Here is a 19,127-nt window from a genome sequence, read left to right as displayed (position 1 = left end):
CCGCCTCCGAATCCGCCGCCGCTGTCTCCGCCGCCACCGAAAAGTCCGCCGCCTCCGCCGCCGCCATTGAGGATACCGCCGAGGAGGATGCCGCCCAGGAGTGCGCCGCCCATTCCGCCACCCTGATTGCGGCCGCCGCCGAACATGCCGCCGCCACCAAAGCCTCCCATGCCGCCGCCAAAGCCATCGACGTCCTGTTGAGCGATCTGTGCTGCCTGTTCAGCTAGCGCGGTGGCTTGCTGCGCATGCGACAGTGCCGCAACCGGATCGTCGGATTGGATCTGTACCGCGTAGTCGAGATTCCGCTCCGCTTCGGCGAGCCTGGTGCGTGCCTCGCTGCCGACTCCGCCGCGTCGGGCACGGATGTAGTCGGAGGTGCCGGAAATCCGCGACTGGGCTGCCATGATTGCATGCTGCAAAGCTTCCCGGGCGCGCTGCGCCTGCTCGGTCTGGTTTTTGACTCCGCCCAGTGCCGCATCGAGTTGGGCGTGAGCCGCCTCAATGCGTTGCAGGAGCGACACCGGGTCGACCCGGCCAGCCGTGGATTCGTTGCGGACGGTGGTGAGAGCGGCTTCGGCGGACGCCACCGGGCCGGCGAGATCCTGGTGCTGACCGGTGCTGAGCATCGCCTGTGCCTGGGCCAGATCCTGTGCCGTGTCGGAGACCGAACGGTCCAGCTCTACCTTCGCCGCATCAAGTTCGGTGGCCCGTTTGGAAATTGCGTCCAGCAGCACGGTGGTCTGGTGGACGCTTTCTTCGGCTGCGCGCACCGCGATCACTGCAGACCCGGTATCGCCAGCACTCAGGTGCTGCTGCGCCGAGTCGGCGGCACTGCCAACGAACTGCAACCGTTCGTTGGCCTGATCCACGTTGTCCCGCACCTGGGAGGTAGCCGAATCAGCGTACTTCTGCTGCAGCTGCTGCAGGAGCTGCTCCGCGTCGGACACACGGGTCCTGACCGCTTCAGCCGAGGCCTGTGCGGCGGCAAGCGCTGCGGGAGCGTTGCGCTCCAACTCGCGCAGGGCGTCGAAATCGGCCTTGTGCTCCTGCAGCGAACCGTTGACGGATTCGCAACGCCGGATGATGTCTCCGAGCCAGGTGCGCTGCTGCTCTTCGGTATCTGGAATATGGTCGTCCAGTTGCTGCTGCAACTTGAACGACTCACTCATATGCCGCTTCGCCGCAGCGATGTCATCGACGAAGGGTTGCACTGCAGCATCGCCATATTGGGCCTGCGCAAAGCCGACCTCCTGCTCACTGGACTTGATTGCGTCATCGGCTGCAATCAACAGGCTTCCCGCCCTCTTGCGCAGTTCTTCCACGCTGAAAGCTGCCAACGGGTCCAGGACTTCCCCGTCCGGGCCACGTCCGGGCCCGAAGTCTTCGGTCTGGGACGGTCCGCGGGTCAGCGACTTCTGGCTGCGGGAACGCAGGAAGAAGAAACCGCCGATACCGGCCAACGCCACCAGCGCGCCAACCAGCAGGACTGCGCCGAGACCGCTGCCACCGGACTGGCTGTTATCCGAACCACCGGACACCGAACCGCCGGACACGGACTCCGACACTCCGGTCGCTGCAGCAACACCGGCTGCTGCCCAGTTGCCGTCCTCCAGTTCAGGCAGAATGTAGGAGGTGAAAATTTGTGGTGCGTCCGCGCGAACGGGACTGGAATTGCTTGCAACGAACCTAGCCTGTCCCTCGACGGACACGGTCAACAGGACATCGGACTCGCCTAGTTCGCTGACGGTGGCGGTTTCCTCGGTCCACTGGTCGGCGTCAGTCGGGTCGGTGAACGAGTCCACGTAGGCGACGCGCAAACGGTAGCCCTCTTCGTCCCGGAGCTGGGCAATAGCGTCTTCAAGCTCGGCCAGCCCACCGCCGTCGAGCACTCCTGCCTCATCGATGATCTCTTCTGCACCGAAGTCCACCGGGGGCACCGCAAATGCGCCGGGGAGTGTAGTGAGGGGCAGCATCAGTCCGGCGGTGACGCCTACTAGTGCCGCAAGGCGCCTGGTACTCGATCGCATTCAATACCCTTCGAAAAGTGTCCCCGGAATTTCACTGCGCGTGGGGGCCAACGGTCGGCGGTAGATGCCGTCAACGCTGTCACACGCCCTTTTTGAAGTCTAGGGTGCCGCGATAAGGCAGTCCACCTACCGACCTCTGCCCCTAGCGAAATGAATCAGGACCTGGTCCGGGACTTTGCCGGCGGAGTCTGGCCGGGGAGAATGGATGAGGACTAACGGACGCCCGGTTGGCTCACAGTATTCATCCAGCGAACGTGCGCCAAAGATCCAGATTGGTTTGGCATAGTTCGATGCATCGAGACGAAAGGCTTTCCGATGACTGACGACAATAACAACGGGTTCGAGCGCAACATACCGCCACGCCCTCAGACTCCGCCGTTTCACCGGTGGCAGGATTCCTCTCGTCCCGACGACGGGAGCGAGATCGCTGCCTCAGCCGCATCGTCCGATGGGGGACCCTCCGGCAGCTCAGAGCAGCACCCGTCAGCAGGGCAGCACCCCTCGACGCAGCCGCACCCGGTGCAGCCGCCTACGTCACCGTCTCAGGTTTCTCATTCCCAGGCAGCTCACAGCGACCAGTATTCCGCGGACCAGTCCACGGCGACCGCTTACGATGACGGCTCCTACTCCAGCGGGGGCTTCTACGGGTCCGCTCTGCCCCCGGCAGCCCTTCCCCACCGACGGGACAAGAAGCGCTTTGGAACAGCGGCCTTCGTCAGCGGTGTGCTCGTCGCCGGCCTGCTCGGCGGCGGGGTAGTCGCCGGGGCCGATCGTCTCCTCGGCGACCAGGGCACCGTCCCCGCTACGACCACGGGTCAGTCACAATCGGTGGTCGTCAATGACACCGAAAGCGTCAACGAAGTCACTGGGGCCGCTGTCAAGGCTTCCCCCAGCGTCGTCACTATCGCTGTGAGCGGCGCCGGCTCGGGTGGTTCAGGGTCCGGAATAGTGCTCGACGACGACGGGCACATCCTCACCAATACCCACGTGGTGACGCTCGGCGGTCAGGTGGGCGATGCGGCCGTTGAGGTTCGTACCAGCGACGGGCGAGTGTTCCCCGCGGAGATTGTCGGCACCGATCCGCTGTCCGATCTTGCGGTGATCAAAGTGGACGCCCCCGATCTGCAACCCGCTACCCTGGCGAATTCCGATGAGCTGAACGTCGGGGACACCGCTATTGCAATCGGGGCGCCCCTCGGACTCAGCGGAACCGTCACCGACGGCATCATTTCCACGCTGAACCGGACGATCAGCGTTGCCTCCTCGGCAGTACCGGAGGAGCTTTCCGATGCCGTTCCTGAGGAAGAGGGGGATGGTTTCAACTTCCTTCCCCCGGAAGGCACCGAAATGCCACAGAACCAGTCGCAGGGGTCGATCTACCTGAACGTCATTCAGACTGACGCCGCTATCAACCAGGGCAACTCCGGTGGTGCGCTGGTCGACGGCCAGGGCAGTGTGATCGGCGTCAACGTGGCGATCGCATCGTCGGGTTCCGGGGAAAGCACCGGAAACATCGGTGTGGGGTTCTCCATTCCCATTAATTATGCTGAGCGGGTTGCCCAGGAGATCATCGCCAACGGCAGTGCCTCGCACGGTTTCCTCGGCGTTTCGGTCTCGCCATCGGCTTCCGAGAACACCAACGGGGAAACCTCCTTCTCGGTAGGGGCGGAGGTCGCAGGAGTCGAACCAGGCTCGCCCGCTGAGGCAGCAGGGTTCCAGGAAGGCGATGTCATCACCAATGTGGCTGGGCGCCCAATCACCGATCCACGCGACCTCACCGCAGCGGTGCGGATGCAGGCCGATGGGGACACTGTGAGCGTTGAATTCCAGCGCAACGGGGAAGTGCAGACCATTGATGTGACAGTGGGCCGGGCCGACGGCTAACCCAGGCCGGGATCCCGATATGGTTAGCTAGGGCTGGGCAGATCCCCAACTTCAGAAGAGGTAGCAATGGAAGAGGCATCGCACGCAGGCCTGGAGATAGTGGTCCTGGTCAAGCATGTGCCGGACGCGCAGTTCGACCGCCACATCAGAGGCGACGACCGCACTACCGACCGGAATGAGAGCATCCTGTCCGAATTGGACGAGTACGCGCTCGAGGCAGCGCTGCAACTCGTTGAATCCCATGGCGGAGAGGCGGCCGGCCATCGGATCACCGCGGTCACCATGGGGCCGTCCGCTGCGGTCAGCGCCGTCAAGAAAGCACTTCAGATCGGCGCTCATGCCGGGGTGCACCTCTGCGATGATGCACTCGCCGGATCGGACGCGGCCGGGACCTCCCGGGCGCTCGCCGCCGTCGTCAACCATCTCGGGTCGGTAGACCTGGTCATCACCGGAATGGCATCGACGGACGGCGAGACCTCACTGGTACCGGCACAGCTCGCCGAACGGCTGGATTTGCCGCAGGTGACGTTCGCTTCATCTCTTGAGCTGCAGCCAGCGGATGGTTCCTGGACGCTGACAGCCCGACGGGACGGCGACGTCTACTCGGAGACGGTTGAGGCTACCCTGCCCGCCCTTGTCTCGGTCACTGATCAGATCAATGAGCCGCGGTACCCGAATTTCAAGGGCATCATGGCGGCGAAGAAGAAGCCGTTGAGCACCCTGTCGTTGCAGGACATCGGTGTGGACCCAGCCGAGGTGGGCTTCGCTGGCGCATGGACTTCGGTTCAGGTCGCGGACCCCAGGCCGCCCCGTGGCCAGGGAACGATCATCAGTGACGAAGGTGACGCAGGGATCCGGTTGGTGGATTTCCTTGCAGCTCAAAAATTGCTGTAGCACCTCCCCGAACCCGCGCTCGAACAACGCAAAGGAGCCACCTCAATGGCTACAGTTCTCGTTTTGATTGATAACCCGGGTGAGGTTCTGCACAAGAGCCACCGGGAACTACTCACGCTTGCGACCACCTTCGGCGACGCCGCCGTCGCCTTCATCGGTGACCTGAACGACGCCGTCCTTCAGGAATTGGGTGCGCGCGGCGTCGGGTCCGTCTACCAGCCGGCCGCGTCCGACATCGAGGATTCCCTCGTCGCCGGGAAGGTTGCCTTCCTTGCCGAAGTAGTGCGGTCGGTCGCCCCTGCGGCAGTCCTCCTGGGGAATACCTTCGAGGCTAAGGAGATCGCGGCCCGGACCGGAATTCAGCTTTCCTCGGGGGTGATCACTGATGCGGTCGCCATCGGCGAGGATTTCACCGTCACCAAGTCGGTGCTGGCCGGCTCCTACGCGGTCGAGGCGAAGGTGACGACCGGCACGCCTCTCATTACGGTGAAGGCCAATACCGTCGAGGGAGCACCGGTGGGCGACGGGGGCGTCCCAAGCGTCGTCACGGTTGAGTCGGTGAGCCCGGCCAACACGGCCCGGATAACCGGTCGAACGGCGAAGCGGGCAACCGGGCGACCCGAGCTGACCGAGGCGCGGGTGATCGTTGCCGGCGGGCGGGGAGTCGACGGCAACTTCGCGCCCGTCGAGGAACTCGCCGATGCGCTGGGCGGCGCCGTTGGGGCATCCCGTGCGGCCACCGATGCCGGCTGGATCGAACACTCCGCCCAGGTGGGACAGACCGGCAAAACAGTGTCGCCGCAGTTGTACATCTCGGCTGGCATCTCCGGCGCCATCCAGCAGAAAGCCGGGATGCAAACCGCCAAGGTCATCATCGCGGTCAACAAGGACGCCGATTCGCCGGTGTTTGAGATCGCCGACTTCGGTGTGGTCGGTGACCTTTTCAAGGTGCTGCCGCAGGCAACCGCCGAGATCCTGAAGCGCAGGTCCTGACCACGGTGGCGACAGTTTTTGATCCCGCCGTCGATCAGATCGTGCGGGTGTTGTGCTTCGCGGCGCACCCCGACGACATCGACTTCGGTGCAGCCGGAACGGTGGCCCAATGGACAAGGGCGGGCGTCGTCGTCGACTACTGCATTATGACCGACGGCGACGCCGGCGGGTTCGACCCCGAGGGGCAGAGTGAAATCGTGCGGACCCGCAGGGCCGAGCAGCTTGCTGCGGCCCAGCAGGTGGGAGTTCGCGAAATCCACTATCTGGGTGAACGTGATGGGTTCCTGGAAGCCTCCACCGAGGTGATCAAGCAGGTAGTGGCAGTGATCCGCCGGGTCCGTCCTGATGTGGTGCTGGCAATGCACCCGGAGCGAAACTGGGACCGGATTCAAAAAAGCCACCCGGACCATCTGGCCTGCGGCGAAGCGGTCACCCGGGCGGTGTATCCGGCCGCCGAAAATCCGTTTGCCTTCCCGGATCTGGAAGCTGCCGGGCTGGCAAGCCACCGGGTGCCCTGGTTGTGGCTCTATGCCGGCCCGTCACACCTGGAAAACCACTTCGTCGATGTTACTGACACGGTGGACGATAAGCTGCGCGCCCTTCACTTCCACACCAGCCAACATCCGGACTCCGACCGGATGGACGCCGTCGTGCGTCAGCTGCTCCGGGACAACGCCGCACGCGGCGGCCTCCCAGCCGGGCGTAGCGCCGAAGTTTTCCATGTGGTGCCAGTCAATTCAGCTCAGACTATTGCCGGATTCTAGCCACCCCGATAACGGTGGCGGCCCAGGTCCAGCTGGGTAAGGTCCTTTCAATGCGCCCGATCTCACGCGCCCGATCAGGCCTCGAAGGGGATCTCCGCGACGATCGGAAGGGTTGGCCGTTCGGACCCGCCGTCGGGCTCGACGGTGATGGCGAACCCCATCGACGAACCAATGCCCTCGACGGTAGTGACCAGCGATTCCTGCAGGTCCTCAGCGGTCATGGTGCTGATGGAGACCGGGTCGGTCCCGTCCGTGGGAACCCGCCACATCTGGTAGACCTTCCCCACGGGAGGAGCCGGTACCTCACTGAGGGTGATGACCGCCGCGTCTTCCTCACGGGAGAGCTTCAGCTCCGCGGTACCTCCCGCCGGAATCGTGAAGATTTCGGACTGGAGATCCTGGGCCTGCAACACTTCCTGTTCAACCGAGGTTTCCTGGAGGTTCTGGGCGACGCTGACTCCGCCGACGGTGATGACCACTGCTGCTGCGGCTGCGGCCAGCCAGCGTCCCACGGGCCGGCGTTGCTTTGCCTCGCGTCGGTTCGCCAGCTCATCGAAGGTGCCCGCCGACGCCTGGGCCCGGGCGGGCGCGGCGGAAGCGTTCTGCTCGGGGAGACCGGCCGGCAACTGAGCCAGGATGCGGTCGAACAAGGCCGGGGGCGGTTCGACGTCGTCGATCGCGTACGCCCGGGCAAGGGTCTCACGGGCACCTCGGACGCGCTCATCAAAGGCTTCCCGCTGGATCGGGTCGGCGGCTGAGATGTAGTCCTCGATAGCCCGACGCTCCCGGTCACTCAGGGCGTTCAGGGCATACATCTCGGCCCAGTCAAGCACACGGCCGTGGGTCAGGTCACTCTCCAGATCGTCAATCGATCCATCAAACATGTCGTTGTTCTGCATCTCAGTTCACCCCCAAACAGGTTTTCAGTCGAAGCAATCCGTCACGGATTCTCGATTTGATGGTAGGTATAGCCACGCCAAGTTTTTCGGCGACCTCTCGGTAGGTCAATCCGCCGTAATATGCGAGCTTCACAGATTCCTGTTGGGTCTCCGTCAGCGAGTCGAGGCATTTGACCACTGTCTCCGCCTCGAGGCGCTGGGTTACGGTGTCGACGACGTCGTCGTGATCGATTTCCTGCATCGCGGCGCCGTATCGTGCTTCGCGGTCAGTGGAACTCTGCTCAGACCGAACCTTGTCCACAGCCCGGCGATGGGTCAGGGTCATTAGCCAGGCCATCGGTGACCCCATCTCGGGTCGGAACCGGTCCGCGAGGTTCCAGACCTGCAGGTAGACCTCCTGGGTGGTGTCCTCGCTGAGCTCCGGGTCAATGAGGACACGACGGGCCAGCCCATAGACCCGTCGGGAAGTTTGCGCGTAGAACTCGGCAAAGGCTTGCTGGTCCTTGGCTGCGACTCGCAACAACAGCTCAGTCAGGGTTGCAGCGGTACCGGGTTCAACGGCGAATCCACCCGCTGGTGAACCGGCCGGAGTAGTTCTGCTGGCTCGTGGCGTATCCATATACTCCAAGCATAAAGCGCCCCGTCTGCGATTCAGAACATGCGACCCGCCGGCGCGGATCAGTTGGTCAGTGCCTCCCACCTGCCTACCCATCCCTATCACCGTCCTTTCGATGTTCTGTAGACAGGACTTCCACCGCCTGTATCGGTGCTTGACGACACGGGCGGATCAAGTTTTGCTGCCACTAGTACTTCGGAGCTGGGCGGTGCGGGGATGGGGTGGGGGGAGTCTGGATCTTACCCAGCTGCTAGTCAGCGGTCTCCGCAACAGCAACCAGGGATTGAGCGGCCAGGACGAAGCCGCTGCCGAGCCGGTCAAGGAAGCTGGCCCGGATCCGTTCGACGGCTGACTCGTCGCCCGGGAGAAGGTGACGGAAGGCGGTCCCCTGAACCACCGACCATGCTGTCTGGGCATCCAGCGGCAATTCAATGGCTACCGAATCGACTCCGACCGTATTAAACCCGTTAGCCAGCAGCCAGTCTCCCAGTTTCTCGGGCGAGGCCAGTCTGGCCACGTTGGCGATCTCCCGCTCGAGCAGCGCTGGATCCCGGGAGGGATCCTCGGAGCATGCGTCCTGAAGGATTCGCCAGAACTCCGTGTGGGCGCCAGCGTCCCAGGTGCTGAGGGCAATCCGTCCGCCGGGACGCAGTAGCCGCGACAGATGCGCCGTGGCAGGCGCCATATCCGCGAAGCGGGTCAGTCCGTAACAGGACAGCACCACGTCATAGCTGCCGTCGGCAGGCCGCTCGGTGACATCGGCCGTGTCAAACCGGATGGTGGCGAGGTTCATGGCTTCGGCTTTCGCCTTCGCCAGGTCCAGCAGCCCCGGGGATGGGTCGAGTGCGTCGATCACGCCTTCCGGACCGGCGGACTGCGCCGCCGGGATGGTGCTGGCACCGCTGCCACAGTAAACGTCGAGCACCCGGTCAGCGAGGGCGATATCGGCGGCCGCTGCGACGGCATTTCCCATCGGGTTCCAGAGCAGCGGCGCCAGGCGTTCGAAGTCCTCGGCGCCGGTCTCGGACACTTCCTCGGCATGGCGTGGTGGCATGGTGGCTCCTTAGGGCTGAAAAAGCTAGACGACGGCGCCGGCGAAGCTGTGCTGGCGCCATGCTTCGTAGAGAACAATAGACGCCGAGTTGGCGAGGTTAAGTGAACGACGGGTGGGGAGCATGGGTAGCCGGACCCGGGCCGTCACCTGGGGGTCATGCTTGACCTCCAGTGGTAGACCTACCGACTCAGGCCCAAAGAGCAACACGTCTGCTGGCTGGTAGCTGATGTCCGCATAGGATTCCTCGCCGTCGGAAGTGAACGCGAAGACCCGCTGGGGGGTGAGAGCTTCCCACGCGCTCGCCAGGTCCTTGTGGACCTGGAGCACTGCCAGGTCGTGGTAGTCGAGCCCCGCTCGGCGCAGCTTTGCATCATCGAAGTTGAAGCCGAGCGGCTCCACCAGGTGCAATTCGGCGCCGGTGACAGCGGCCAGCCGAATGGCGTTGCCGGTGTTGCCGGGGATTTCGGGCGTGTAGAACAGGATACGGAACACTCGTTAATCCTAGCGCTCGGCGTACTGTAGCAAACGGCCCAGTACGGGGAGCTGCACCACATAGGGCTGCGGCCCGCCACCCAGAAATTTCTTGAGCTCGCGGAGGAGCGTACCGGGATTCGCCACATGAACGCTGGTCAGTGCAGATTTGTCCAGCGTTGGCGGGTAATCGACAATCGGCTCGAAGGGGTTGCCTTCACCCCTGTGGAGGACAAGCCACGCCTGGACATTGCACTCTGGAAAGAGATCCTGGACCCGTCGGACCGACTCGGTAATGCGCACGTCACCGGCGATTCTGCCGTTGTGCCGCAGGGCACGCCCGTCCCAGCGATAGTTACCGGGTGGAGCGAGCATCGAATCGACGACCGCCAGACGGTATCCGGCCAACACCGCATGGCCCGCTTCAGTTCCGGTGTCGTCGCCGAACCGCAAACCGTTAACTAGTCGGGCGGCGGGGAAGCCCGGAAGGAAACGGTGTTCCAGCAGGGCAGCGGTGCGGCGCTCGCCGTCGAACCGTGAGCCGCTGCCGGATCCGAGACGCTTGAAGAATCCAGGCTGTCGAGCGGTGCCATGGATCTGGCTGCCCGCGAGGGTCAGTGGAATCACCGGAGGCTGCGCTGGTGAGAAGGGCGGCTCGTAGACGGCTGGACGTTGGAAAGCTTCGTCATCAGCGGCACGATCAGGAGAGGGAACACTTGACCGTGAGGGCGAACTGGCCGCCGTCGGTTCATGGGCGGCCGGGCTGCCACCCAGCCCGTGGTCATACCGTCGGCGACGTTCTGGATCCGAGAGGGTCTCATAGGCGACGGCCACGTCATGGAACTCTTCGGCGCTCCCGCCAGCATCAGGATGGGTTGATCGTGCGGCCCGGCGGTAGGCGTCCTTGACCTGTTTGGCGGTCGCGTTCCGCGACAATCCCAGGACGGCGTAGTAGGTCCGGTCGGGCGGGGTCGCCATGAGGGCCTTTCATCTTCGGCGGGCATGCTGGGGGCCTGGAGCGGGTGGAACCGATGTGCTGAAGTTCCGGGCGCAGACGCGGCCGGCACGCTATGCCTCATCAGGGCAAGACTGTAGACGGTTTCCCGACTGCCAACCAAATACCCGCTGTACCTTCAACGGCGAACCGGGCGAAAGGGTTCGGCTTCGGTAGCATCGGACAATGACGAATCGGGACAAGGTGATCAGGGGCGAGGACTGGTACGGCAAGGTACTCGACCGTGCAGACTATGCGGGAACCCTATTCGTTGATTGCGACTTCACCGAACTCCAGTCCAGCGGGGCCAACTTCAGCAAGTGTGTGTTCCGCAACGTCAAGTTCAATGTCTCAACCCACACTGAGGGGGCATTCGACGGCTGCCGGTTCGAATCCTGCAGCTTCTTCGATTCGACCTTTGCCGGGTGCAGGCTGACCGGCAGTTCCTTCGTCAACTCGTCGCTGGTCCCCCTCAAGGTCACTGGCGGCAACTGGTCCTATGTTTCGCTGGTGCGTGCGGACCTGTCCACCGCCGACTTCACTGGCGTGTCCCTCGCCGAAGCCGACTTCACCGAGGCCAACCTCACCAAGGCGTCGCTGCGGAATTGCCAATTATCCAATGCTGAATGGGCAGGAGCGCGGCTCCGGGGAACCGACCTACGTGGCAGCGAACTGGGCGAACTGTCGATGGACTACGTACAGTTCCGCGGTGCCGTGATCGACGTCGCGCAGGCGATGACCATTGCCGAGGCCCTGGGGGCCGTGATCAGATGAAGCTGCTGGTCGCGGTCAACCCTACGGCCGGGGCGGGGGCTGCGAAGAAGGCGGCAAGCGCGGCAGTCACCTCACTCATTGCCCTCGGACACGGGGTCACTGTCCTCGCCGGACCAAGCTATGCGACGCTTGTTGACCGGGTGAGCTCAGCTGTGGCGGAGAGGTCGCCGGACGCGCTGGTCGTGGTGGGCGGTGACGGGATGGTGCAGCTGGGAGCCAATGTCCTGGCGGGAACCACGGTCCCCCTGGGCATCGTGGCGACCGGCACCGGCAATGATGTGGCCCGGACCCTCGGCCTGCCCCTCAGGGACCCGGAAGCAGCGGCCCTCGTCATCCATGAAGCACTCCCCGGACCGCCCCACTGGATGGACCTCGGGCGCATCAGCAGGGACCAGGACGGGGCAGGAGTGCTCTGGTTCGCTGGGGCCTGCTCAGCAGGATTCGATGCGATAGTGAATGCCCGGGCCAACACCTGGTCCTGGCCCCGGGGAAAGAGCCGGTACACCCTCGCCGTGCTGCGTGAGTTGGCAGTCTTCAGACCCATCGGCTACCGGCTGGTCATCGATGGGTCTGCCGAGTCGACGGCCGCAATGCTGGTTTCGGTGGCCAACGGGAGGTCCATTGGAGGCGGAATGAAGATTACGCCCGACGCGCTCTGTGATGATGGGCACCTGGATCTGTTGGTGGTCTCCGCAGTCTCACGACTCCGGCTGATCGCGATGCTGCCCCGGCTCTTCGCGGGAACCCATGTGTCTCACCCGGCGGTCCGGATCGAAAAGGTCCGTTCGGTCCGTGTCGAGGTGGCCGGGCTGACGGTCTTCGCCGATGGGGAACCGGTAGGGCCGGCGCCGGTCCAGATCGACGTCGTTCCCCGGGCGCTCAGAGTCCTCCGACCGGTGAAAAGTGAAGTGTCGAGCCGGAACCGCTAGAATTGACCGATGCCCGTGTACCTGGACCACGCGGCGACCACGCCTCTTTCGGCGCCCGCGCTCGCCGCACTCACCACCGAACTCAGCCGTAGCGGCAACCCATCGTCGCTGCACGGCTCAGGGCGTCGTGCCCGTCGGGTGGTGGAAGACTCCCGTGAGACCCTCGCCGCCGCGGCGGGAGCGCATCCCTCGGAGGTGATCTTCACCTCCGGTGGGACCGAAGCTGACAACCTTGCCGTCAAGGGCCTGTTCTGGGCCCGCCGCGCCGCGGACCCGCGCCGGCTGAGGATCCTGTGCTCAGCCATCGAACACCCGGCGGTCCAGGACACGGTCGAATGGCTGGCCAAACACGAAGCGGCGCTGGTCACCTGGCTACCGGTCGACTCCGATGGCGTGGTCTCCATGGCGGCGCTGCAGGCCGAGCTCGACGACGACCCGGACACCATCGCGCTGATCACCGTGATGTGGGCCAACAACGAGGTCGGCACCATCCAGCCCATTCGGGACATCACCGCGGCAGCCGCGGCGCACGGCATCCCCGTGCACTCGGATGCCGTGCAGGCCTTCGGTTCCCTTCCGGTGTCTTTCAGCCATTCAGGACTCGCGACGATGGCGGTCAGTGGGCATAAGATCGGCGGCCCGGTGGGTGTAGGGGCCCTTTTCGTCGGGCGGGCGGTAACGCTCACTCCGGTGCAGCATGGTGGAGGACAGGAGCGTGATATCCGGTCGGGAACCCTTGACGCCGCAGGTATCGCGGCTTTCGCTGCGGCCGCTGCGTTCGTCACAGGCAATCTCGACCAGGAGTCCGCCCGCATCGCCGCCCTCAGGGACCAGCTGATCGCCCAGGTGGAGTCCGCTATCCCGGAGGCGGTCCTCAGAGGGCACCGGACCCTGCGGCTTCCCGGCAACGCCCACTTCACGTTTCCCGGCTGCGAAGGGGACTCCCTCTTGTTCCTGCTCGATCTTGCCGGAGTGGAATGCTCCACCGGCTCGGCCTGCACGGCGGGAGTACCCCGGCCGTCCCATGTGCTGCTCGCGATGGGCCTCACCGAGTCGGAGGCCAGAGGGGCCCAGCGATTCTCGCTCGGGCATACCTCAGGCCCCGAGGACGTTGAAGTCCTTGGAACTGCGTTGCCCGAGGCCTACCGCCGCGCCCGGCAGGCTGGAATGGCTGGCCATGCTTCAAACATTCAGACAGCTGGAACAGGTTTTCGATAGTGAAGGACAACTCATGAAGGTACTCGCAGCAATGAGCGGCGGAGTGGACTCCGCCGTCGCCGCAGCACGCGCAGTGGAGGCAGGGCACGACGTCGTCGGCGTCCACCTGGCGCTCTCGCGCATGCCTGGCACCTTACGTACCGGTAGTCGTGGGTGTTGCACCATCGAGGACTCCCGTGACGCCTGGCGTGCCTGCGACATTCTGGGGATTCCTTACTACGTGTGGGACTTCTCGGAACGATTCAAGGAGGACGTTGTCGACGATTTCATCGCCGAGTACGCCGCCGGTCGCACTCCGAACCCGTGCATGCGCTGCAACGAACGGATCAAGTTCGCGGCGCTCCTGGAAAAGGCGTTGGCGCTGGGCTTCGACGCCGTCTGCACCGGCCACTACGCGAAGGTCATTGAGGACAGTGATGGGAACCGCGAGCTGCACCGGGCCGCGGACTGGGCCAAGGACCAGTCCTATGTGCTGGGCGTCCTCACCCACGAGCAGCTCAAGCACTCAATGTTCCCGCTGGCCGAAACCCCGTCCAAGGCGGAGGTCCGCGCCGAGGCTGAGCGGCGCGGACTGTCCGTGGCTAACAAGCCCGACAGCCACGACATTTGTTTCATTCCCGACGGCGACACCCGCGGCTGGCTGGCCGAACGCATCGAGATGACCGAGGGTGCGATTGTCGACACCGACGGGGAGCAGGTGGGCACCCACCCCGGCGCCAACGCCTTCACAGTAGGCCAGCGTCGTGGCCTGAAGCTCGGCACACCCGCCGACGACGGCAAGCCCCGCTTCGTGCTGGAGATCCGGCCGAAAGAAAACAAGGTGGTAGTCGGTCCCGAGCGGCTGCTGGCTGTAGACCAGCTGCGGGGCATCAAGGTGTCCTGGGCCGGACTGCCGATCGACGCGGTACTGACCGGCAGCGAATTCGAGTGCATGGCGCAGGTGCGAGCCCACGGCGACCCTGTCGACGCGGTGGCCTGGATGGAGAACAACGGTGCGGGGCAGGCGGAGCTCGTGGTCCGGCTGAACGAACCGATGCGCGGAGTCGCCCCGGGCCAGACCGTCGTCCTGTACCAGGGGACACGGGTCCTGGGCCAGGCGACCCTCGACTCTGCCCGGTCACTGGAGCGCCCCGAACTTCAACCAGCCCTGTAGGGACACGCCCCGTCGCACTGCCGGTTGAATATGTCGACGCCGGATTAGTCGGCAGTCTGCAACTGGTGTTTGACTTGATGCATGATTGAATCGAGCAGCGGCTACGACCCGGGGGCAAGCTCCCTCGCCGGGCAGGTACAACCCGAGGTGATGGCGGAGCTCCTGTCGGTGCGGAGCAGTATCGACAACATCGATGCGACTCTCGTGTATCTTCTCGCCGAACGGTTCAAGGCCACCCAGCGGGTGGGGGTCCTCAAGGCGGAGCACCAGCTACCGGCGGGCGACCCGGATCGGGAAGCGGCCCAGATCACCAGGCTTCGCGCGTTGGCCGAAGAAGCCAACCTAGACCCGGCCTTCGCCGAAAAGTTCCTGAACTTCATCATCTCCGAGGTGATCCGTCACCATCAGGCGCTGTCCGAGAACCGCCGGTCACCGGAGGGCCCTGGTGGAGCCTAGCTCCGCCCAGGTCACAGCTACCGCCCTGGGCGAATGGCCAGGAACTGACCCTCTCGAAGCTACGCGGGTGGTCCGGGGAGAGCTCGGTGACCCGCACCTTCCCCACCTGGTATCCCTGCCGGGCCGCGGGGTCGGTAGCGACGCCGTCGGGCGGACAGCAGCCATCCTGGTGGAGTTGCCAGTGGATGTGCAGCCCCACGGCTGGCGCCTCGTCGACCGGCCCGGCAAGGATCATCGACGGGCAGTGTCGGCGCTGTCCACCGACCTGAACGTGCTCGGTGATGTGATTGGTGCCGAATCAGAGCCGGCGCCAGCGTTGAAAATCCATCTGCGGGGCCCACTGTCCCTTGCCGCCAACCTCCATCTGCACAGCGGGGAACGCGCCCTGCTCGACGTCGGGGCGCGCCGCGAAATCAGGGATTCCCTGGCAGCCGGCGCTGCCGACCTGGTCAGCAGGGTCAGATCAGCGGCATCAGGCGCCCTGGTACAGGTACAACTGGACGAACCCGAAATCGCGTTTGTCCTGGCCGGCGGTGTGCCGACGGCGAGTGGCTACCGGACCCTCCGGGCGGTGCCGGACCAGGAAGCCGCCGACGCGTGGGACACCGTAGCCGAGGCAGTGCGGGCAGCCGGGGGCGGAACTGTGGCGGTGTCATTCCCCGCCGAGCGCGCTCCGCTCGATGTGCTGGCGACCAGCAACATCACCGCGGTAGCGCTTCCCCTCGCGGGATTGTCGATGGCGCAGTGGGAGTCCCTGGCCGGTCAACTCGAAGCGGGCGGCGAACTGTGGGCGGGCATCATGCCCGACCCGCGAGCCGTCCCAACGGTGTCCGCCCTGGCGGGGGCAGTCCTGTCGCCCTGGCGGATGCTCGGGTTGCCGTTGAACCGGTTGGCGCAGTTGCGGTTGACCCCCGACACCGGGCTGGCCGGGGTTTCACCCGCCGCCGCCGCGAACATCCTGCGCCGGTTGACCCAGACCGCCGACGCGCTGAACCAGGAGATGGCTAACGACTAGCGGCGCTTCTCCCAGCGTCGCGGCTCCGCCTCAGCGGGCAGGACACCGTCGAAGTCGACCAGGTGGTAGTCGAAGGCCCCCGCGTAGACCAGGAGTGTCCCCAGCTGACGGTGGATCACCCGGGTCTGGATCCGGAACCGACCGGCTTCCTCATCCCACCACTGCTCCATGTAGGCCTGCGCCCCGACGACGTCCGGCACCGGTAGCCGCACCGGGCCAGCGAATACCCGGGTCCGGGTGGACACCATCCGCATCCTCCCGGCTGGTGTGACCGAGCAGGTCAGATCGGTGAGCGTCAGACGGTGCGCCCCCACATAGTCGAGCAGCTGACCGTTCTCCTCCGAGGTGGTGTCCTCGAAAATCCGCTCAGCAGCCGGGAAGTGCAGGATCCGGCGGGCGGTCAGGGATGCACGCCCAAACGGGTCAAGGTGCGGGAAATTGCTGATGCTGAAGGGGACATCGGTCCCATACTCGGGGAAAAACGAGTTCTCGGCAGCTGCCAGCCTGAAGAAGGGCCTGATAAACCAGGCGGGGCAGCCTGCCACATCGAAGGTGCCGCTGCCTATTCCCGCCTGGCCCGCGTCGGCGTGAAGGCCAAAGTAGGCCTGGAGTTCGGGCTGTAACCTGTTGAAATCGGCGCCCAAGGCGCGCTGGTAGATGGACTGCATGTTAGAGCTCCCATTTTCGTCGTTCACTGAGCCAATCGATCAGGATTCGTGCCGTAAAGCGTTGGTGCATCCGCAGGTAGGGGCTGGTGGCCAGTTCGGGTTGGTCTCCGCTGGTGACCATGTAGGCGGCGAGCACCGCCAGCCACGCATCAATGTGGTCGGGGTTGGCCCCGCAGCTCAGCGGAGAGTCGGCAAGCCAGCTGTCAACGTCGACCCCTGCCTGGCGTGGGTAAACCAACAGGGCTACCCAGTCAGCCCAGGCGGGCCCGATAGACAGAAAGTTCCAGTCGCAGAAGAGTGCAACGGGCGTCGGCCTGGGTCCGCCACGGGGGCGGATCATGATGTTGTCTGCCCGGAGATCATTGTGGAGCACAGCATCGCCGGCCAGCGCCTCGTGACCCAGTGCGGTCAATTTTTCCAGCTCGGACAGGTGCTGGACGTTCAGCGACGGCAAATAGGCGGGAAGCGCTCCGTTCGGGGCCCAGCACTCTACGAGGTCGGTCCGTGGGCTGGCTCCGAAGAACTCCTCCACCATTGACCCGTTCGCAAGGTTTGCTGGCGTTTCCTGCAGCCCTGCCTGCACCACTAGGAGTGACGCGTGCACCGCCCTGAGATCACTGACCGTCCATGGCTGCCCCGGCATGTAGCCGTCAACGGCCTCAAAGCACAGCAGCTGCCAGCGGGTGCCCCCAGCAAGGACCTGATCGGTTGAGTGCAGTTGCGGGATGGGAAGTCCGGCCGGAAGTGCAGTGAGAACCTCGGCCTCGCGGACATAGGCAGCGAAAATGTGGCTGTCCGTTGACGGCGCCGCCTTGGCGAAGAGGCGGCGGTTCCCGGCGCCAACGACAGCTGCGAAGCCGTTGGTGAAGCCACCGCCAGCCGGGGTGACGGACTCCGTCGGGCTTCCCAGCTCGGCCGCGATTCGGTGGCGAACAGCCGCAGGTATCGCTGCCCACGGGGTGCGGTGGGCTGTTCGGGAGTAGTCGACCCTGGCACTATCTTCGGTCGGGATCATCAGAGCCGGCCCGCCGCTTTGAGCCGGATATACATGTCAGCAAGGTGTGGCGGTAGTTCGTGGGGGGTAGCATCGACCACTTCTGCCCCCAGCTGACGCAACTGGGCTGTCACCGCGGCACGGTCCAGCAGGGCACGCTCCGCGGACGCGGCCCGATACACGTCGGACACGGACTGGCGTTCGCCGCGCATCTCATCCAGTCGCGGGTCGCGAACTGACGCGACCACCACCACATGCTGTGAGGTCAGATCGGCCAGCACCGGCAGCAGCCCCTCTTCTACTGAGCCCGAATCCAGCGATGTCAGCAGCACAACCAAAGAACGGTGGGAGGAGATGGAGCGAACCTGGCCGGGCACCCGTGACCAGTCGGCTTCAATCAGCTCGGGCTCCAACGGTGCCATCGCCTTGACGAGGGCGTTCAGCAGATTCCCCTTCGCCGCCGAATTCACCCTGGCCCGGGGACGGCGGTCGAAGGCAAGGAAATCCACCCGGTCCCCACCCCGCTGTGCGAGGACGCCCAGTAGCAGGGCAGCCTCGATACTCGTGTCCAGCCGGGGCTCATCGTCGATCCGCGCAGCTGAAGTGCGCGAGGTGTCCAACACGATGACCACCCGCCGGTCGCGTTCCGGCCGCCAGGTGCGTACCACCGTGTCGCGGCGGCGGGCGGTCGCGCGCCAGTCGATCGAGCGGACGTCGTCGCCCCTGACATAGTCCCTGAGCGAATCGAATTCGGTGCCGGCACCGCGGATCTGGACGGCGGCCCGGCCGTCAAGCTCACGCAACCGGCGAAGCTTCGATGGAAGATGTCGTTTGGAATGGAACGGGGGTAGGACCCGGAGGAGCCCGGGAGCCGGAATGCTCACCTGGCGGCCGGTCAACCCCAGCGGGCCGACGCTGCGAATCGTCACCTGTGCCACCCGCAGATGCCCACGCCGTTCGGGGAGCAACCTGATCAACAGTTGCCTGGACTCACCCGGTGGAACCGAGACGTGCTGTACGGCATCAGCTGCCCCTGCCGACGGCTGCCACGCCTCACGGACAGTGGCCCTCAGTTGACGCCGGGAATAGTTACGGACGGTGAGCGTACTGGTGCAAGCCTCGGTCAGCCGGACGCTGTCCGGTAGGTCCCGGCTGAGGCCCGTTTTCCTCGGCGAGGCGGCCAGGGAAAGGTCCAGGGCTCCCACCAGGACCAACGCAGTGGTCCAGATCAGGATGGACACCGCGCCCGGGTAGAGCGCCACGGGAATAATCCCGAGGAATGCCAGGAGGACAAATCGTCCGGTGATGGTCATGCGGCCCGGGG

The 19,127-nt window shown here is 64.9% G+C and carries 19 protein-coding genes; 10 read left to right on the top strand and 9 right to left on the bottom strand.

From position 1 onward, the window contains the following. Nucleotides 1–2,027 (bottom strand): TPM domain-containing protein (locus DDA93_RS08755; RefSeq protein WP_116778532.1); only part of this gene is annotated, 2,027 nt, incomplete at its 3' end. Nucleotides 2,028–2,342: 315 nt separating this feature from the next. On the opposite strand from DDA93_RS08755, the gene DDA93_RS08750 reads away from it, so the two are divergent. From DDA93_RS08750 to DDA93_RS08735, 4 genes are all read left to right on the top strand, one after another. Further along, on the top strand, nucleotides 2,343–3,911 hold the full coding sequence (locus DDA93_RS08750) for a trypsin-like peptidase domain-containing protein (RefSeq protein WP_116778526.1): 1,569 nt from the start codon (nucleotides 2,343–2,345) through the stop codon (nucleotides 3,909–3,911). Nucleotides 3,912–3,977: 66 nt separating this feature from the next. After that, nucleotides 3,978–4,805: an electron transfer flavoprotein subunit beta/FixA family protein gene (locus DDA93_RS08745; RefSeq protein ID WP_207771328.1), complete on the top strand. Its 828-nt coding sequence runs from the start codon at nucleotides 3,978–3,980 to the stop codon at nucleotides 4,803–4,805. Nucleotides 4,806–4,850: 45 nt separating this feature from the next. Next, complete coding sequence (locus DDA93_RS08740; protein ID WP_116778525.1) at nucleotides 4,851–5,798, top strand: electron transfer flavoprotein subunit alpha/FixB family protein; 948 nt, start codon at nucleotides 4,851–4,853, stop codon at nucleotides 5,796–5,798. Continuing rightward, nucleotides 5,795–6,562, top strand: a complete 768-nt coding sequence (locus tag DDA93_RS08735) for a PIG-L deacetylase family protein (protein ID WP_024476499.1) — start codon at nucleotides 5,795–5,797, stop codon at nucleotides 6,560–6,562. The genes DDA93_RS08740 and DDA93_RS08735 overlap by 4 nt, the downstream gene beginning before the upstream one ends. A gap of 74 nt (nucleotides 6,563–6,636) precedes the next feature. Here DDA93_RS08735 and DDA93_RS08730 read toward each other — a convergent pair whose 3' ends face one another. The 5 genes from DDA93_RS08730 to DDA93_RS08710 form a co-directional block, all read right to left on the bottom strand. Next, the gene (locus DDA93_RS08730; RefSeq protein ID WP_116778524.1) at nucleotides 6,637–7,461 is read right to left on the bottom strand and encodes an anti-sigma factor; all 825 of its coding nucleotides are present in this window, start codon (nucleotides 7,459–7,461) and stop codon (nucleotides 6,637–6,639) included. A gap of 1 nt (nucleotide 7,462) precedes the next feature. After that, a complete protein-coding gene (sigK, locus tag DDA93_RS08725; RefSeq protein ID WP_243400562.1) occupies nucleotides 7,463–8,080 on the bottom strand; it encodes an ECF RNA polymerase sigma factor SigK in 618 nt (205 codons plus the stop codon). A gap of 247 nt (nucleotides 8,081–8,327) precedes the next feature. Then, a complete protein-coding gene (locus DDA93_RS08720) occupies nucleotides 8,328–9,131 on the bottom strand; it encodes a methyltransferase domain-containing protein (RefSeq protein WP_116778523.1) in 804 nt (267 codons plus the stop codon). 24 nt (nucleotides 9,132–9,155) lie between these two features. Further along, nucleotides 9,156–9,623, bottom strand: coding sequence for a tRNA (cytidine(34)-2'-O)-methyltransferase (locus tag DDA93_RS08715; RefSeq protein ID WP_116778522.1), 468 nt, complete (start codon nucleotides 9,621–9,623; stop codon nucleotides 9,156–9,158). A gap of 9 nt (nucleotides 9,624–9,632) precedes the next feature. Beyond that, nucleotides 9,633–10,580: a J domain-containing protein gene (locus DDA93_RS08710; RefSeq protein WP_116778521.1), complete on the bottom strand. Its 948-nt coding sequence runs from the start codon at nucleotides 10,578–10,580 to the stop codon at nucleotides 9,633–9,635. A 202-nt stretch (nucleotides 10,581–10,782) separates the two neighbouring features. On the opposite strand from DDA93_RS08710, the gene DDA93_RS08705 reads away from it, so the two are divergent. The 6 genes from DDA93_RS08705 to DDA93_RS08680 all read left to right on the top strand — a co-directional run bounded on the left by DDA93_RS08705 (nucleotide 10,783) and on the right by DDA93_RS08680 (nucleotide 16,141). Continuing rightward, a complete protein-coding gene (locus DDA93_RS08705; RefSeq protein WP_019481700.1) occupies nucleotides 10,783–11,370 on the top strand; it encodes a pentapeptide repeat-containing protein in 588 nt (195 codons plus the stop codon). Then, on the top strand, nucleotides 11,367–12,299 hold the full coding sequence (locus DDA93_RS08700; protein ID WP_116778520.1) for a diacylglycerol kinase family protein: 933 nt from the start codon (nucleotides 11,367–11,369) through the stop codon (nucleotides 12,297–12,299). The genes DDA93_RS08705 and DDA93_RS08700 overlap by 4 nt, the downstream gene beginning before the upstream one ends. Before the next feature lie 9 nt (nucleotides 12,300–12,308). Then, on the top strand, nucleotides 12,309–13,517 hold the full coding sequence (locus DDA93_RS08695) for a cysteine desulfurase family protein (RefSeq protein ID WP_116778519.1): 1,209 nt from the start codon (nucleotides 12,309–12,311) through the stop codon (nucleotides 13,515–13,517). Nucleotides 13,518–13,530: 13 nt separating this feature from the next. Then, nucleotides 13,531–14,670: a tRNA 2-thiouridine(34) synthase MnmA gene (gene mnmA / locus DDA93_RS08690; RefSeq protein WP_116778518.1), complete on the top strand. Its 1,140-nt coding sequence runs from the start codon at nucleotides 13,531–13,533 to the stop codon at nucleotides 14,668–14,670. A gap of 81 nt (nucleotides 14,671–14,751) precedes the next feature. Next, nucleotides 14,752–15,126 (top strand): chorismate mutase, encoded by a 375-nt coding sequence (locus tag DDA93_RS08685; protein WP_019481704.1) that lies wholly within the window; start codon nucleotides 14,752–14,754, stop codon nucleotides 15,124–15,126. Next, nucleotides 15,116–16,141 carry a hypothetical protein gene (locus DDA93_RS08680; RefSeq protein ID WP_347693309.1) on the top strand — a complete coding sequence of 342 codons (1,026 nt, stop codon included), beginning with the start codon at nucleotides 15,116–15,118 and terminating at the stop codon, nucleotides 16,139–16,141. The genes DDA93_RS08685 and DDA93_RS08680 overlap by 11 nt, the downstream gene beginning before the upstream one ends. On the opposite strand, the gene DDA93_RS08675 is transcribed toward DDA93_RS08680, so the two are convergent. Genes DDA93_RS08675 through DDA93_RS08665 form a run of 3 tightly spaced genes read right to left on the bottom strand, consistent with a single transcriptional unit; the run spans nucleotide 16,138 to nucleotide 19,116 of the window. After that, nucleotides 16,138–16,809, bottom strand: a complete 672-nt coding sequence (locus tag DDA93_RS08675; protein ID WP_116778516.1) for a DUF4166 domain-containing protein — start codon at nucleotides 16,807–16,809, stop codon at nucleotides 16,138–16,140. The genes DDA93_RS08680 and DDA93_RS08675 overlap by 4 nt on opposite strands. Nucleotide 16,810: 1 nt before the next feature. Next, nucleotides 16,811–17,824 (bottom strand): phosphotransferase, encoded by a 1,014-nt coding sequence (locus DDA93_RS08670; protein ID WP_116778515.1) that lies wholly within the window; start codon nucleotides 17,822–17,824, stop codon nucleotides 16,811–16,813. Next, on the bottom strand, nucleotides 17,824–19,116 hold the full coding sequence (locus tag DDA93_RS08665; RefSeq protein ID WP_116778514.1) for a DUF58 domain-containing protein: 1,293 nt from the start codon (nucleotides 19,114–19,116) through the stop codon (nucleotides 17,824–17,826). The genes DDA93_RS08670 and DDA93_RS08665 overlap by 1 nt, the downstream gene beginning before the upstream one ends. Nucleotides 19,117–19,127: the final 11 nt, after the last annotated feature.

The organism is Arthrobacter sp. Bz4 (assembly GCF_003075455.1).
GTDB lineage: Bacteria > Actinomycetota > Actinomycetes > Actinomycetales > Micrococcaceae > Arthrobacter_D.
The sequence above is the reverse complement of the archived record's forward strand: the minus strand, read 5'-3'. Positions and strand labels throughout refer to the sequence as shown.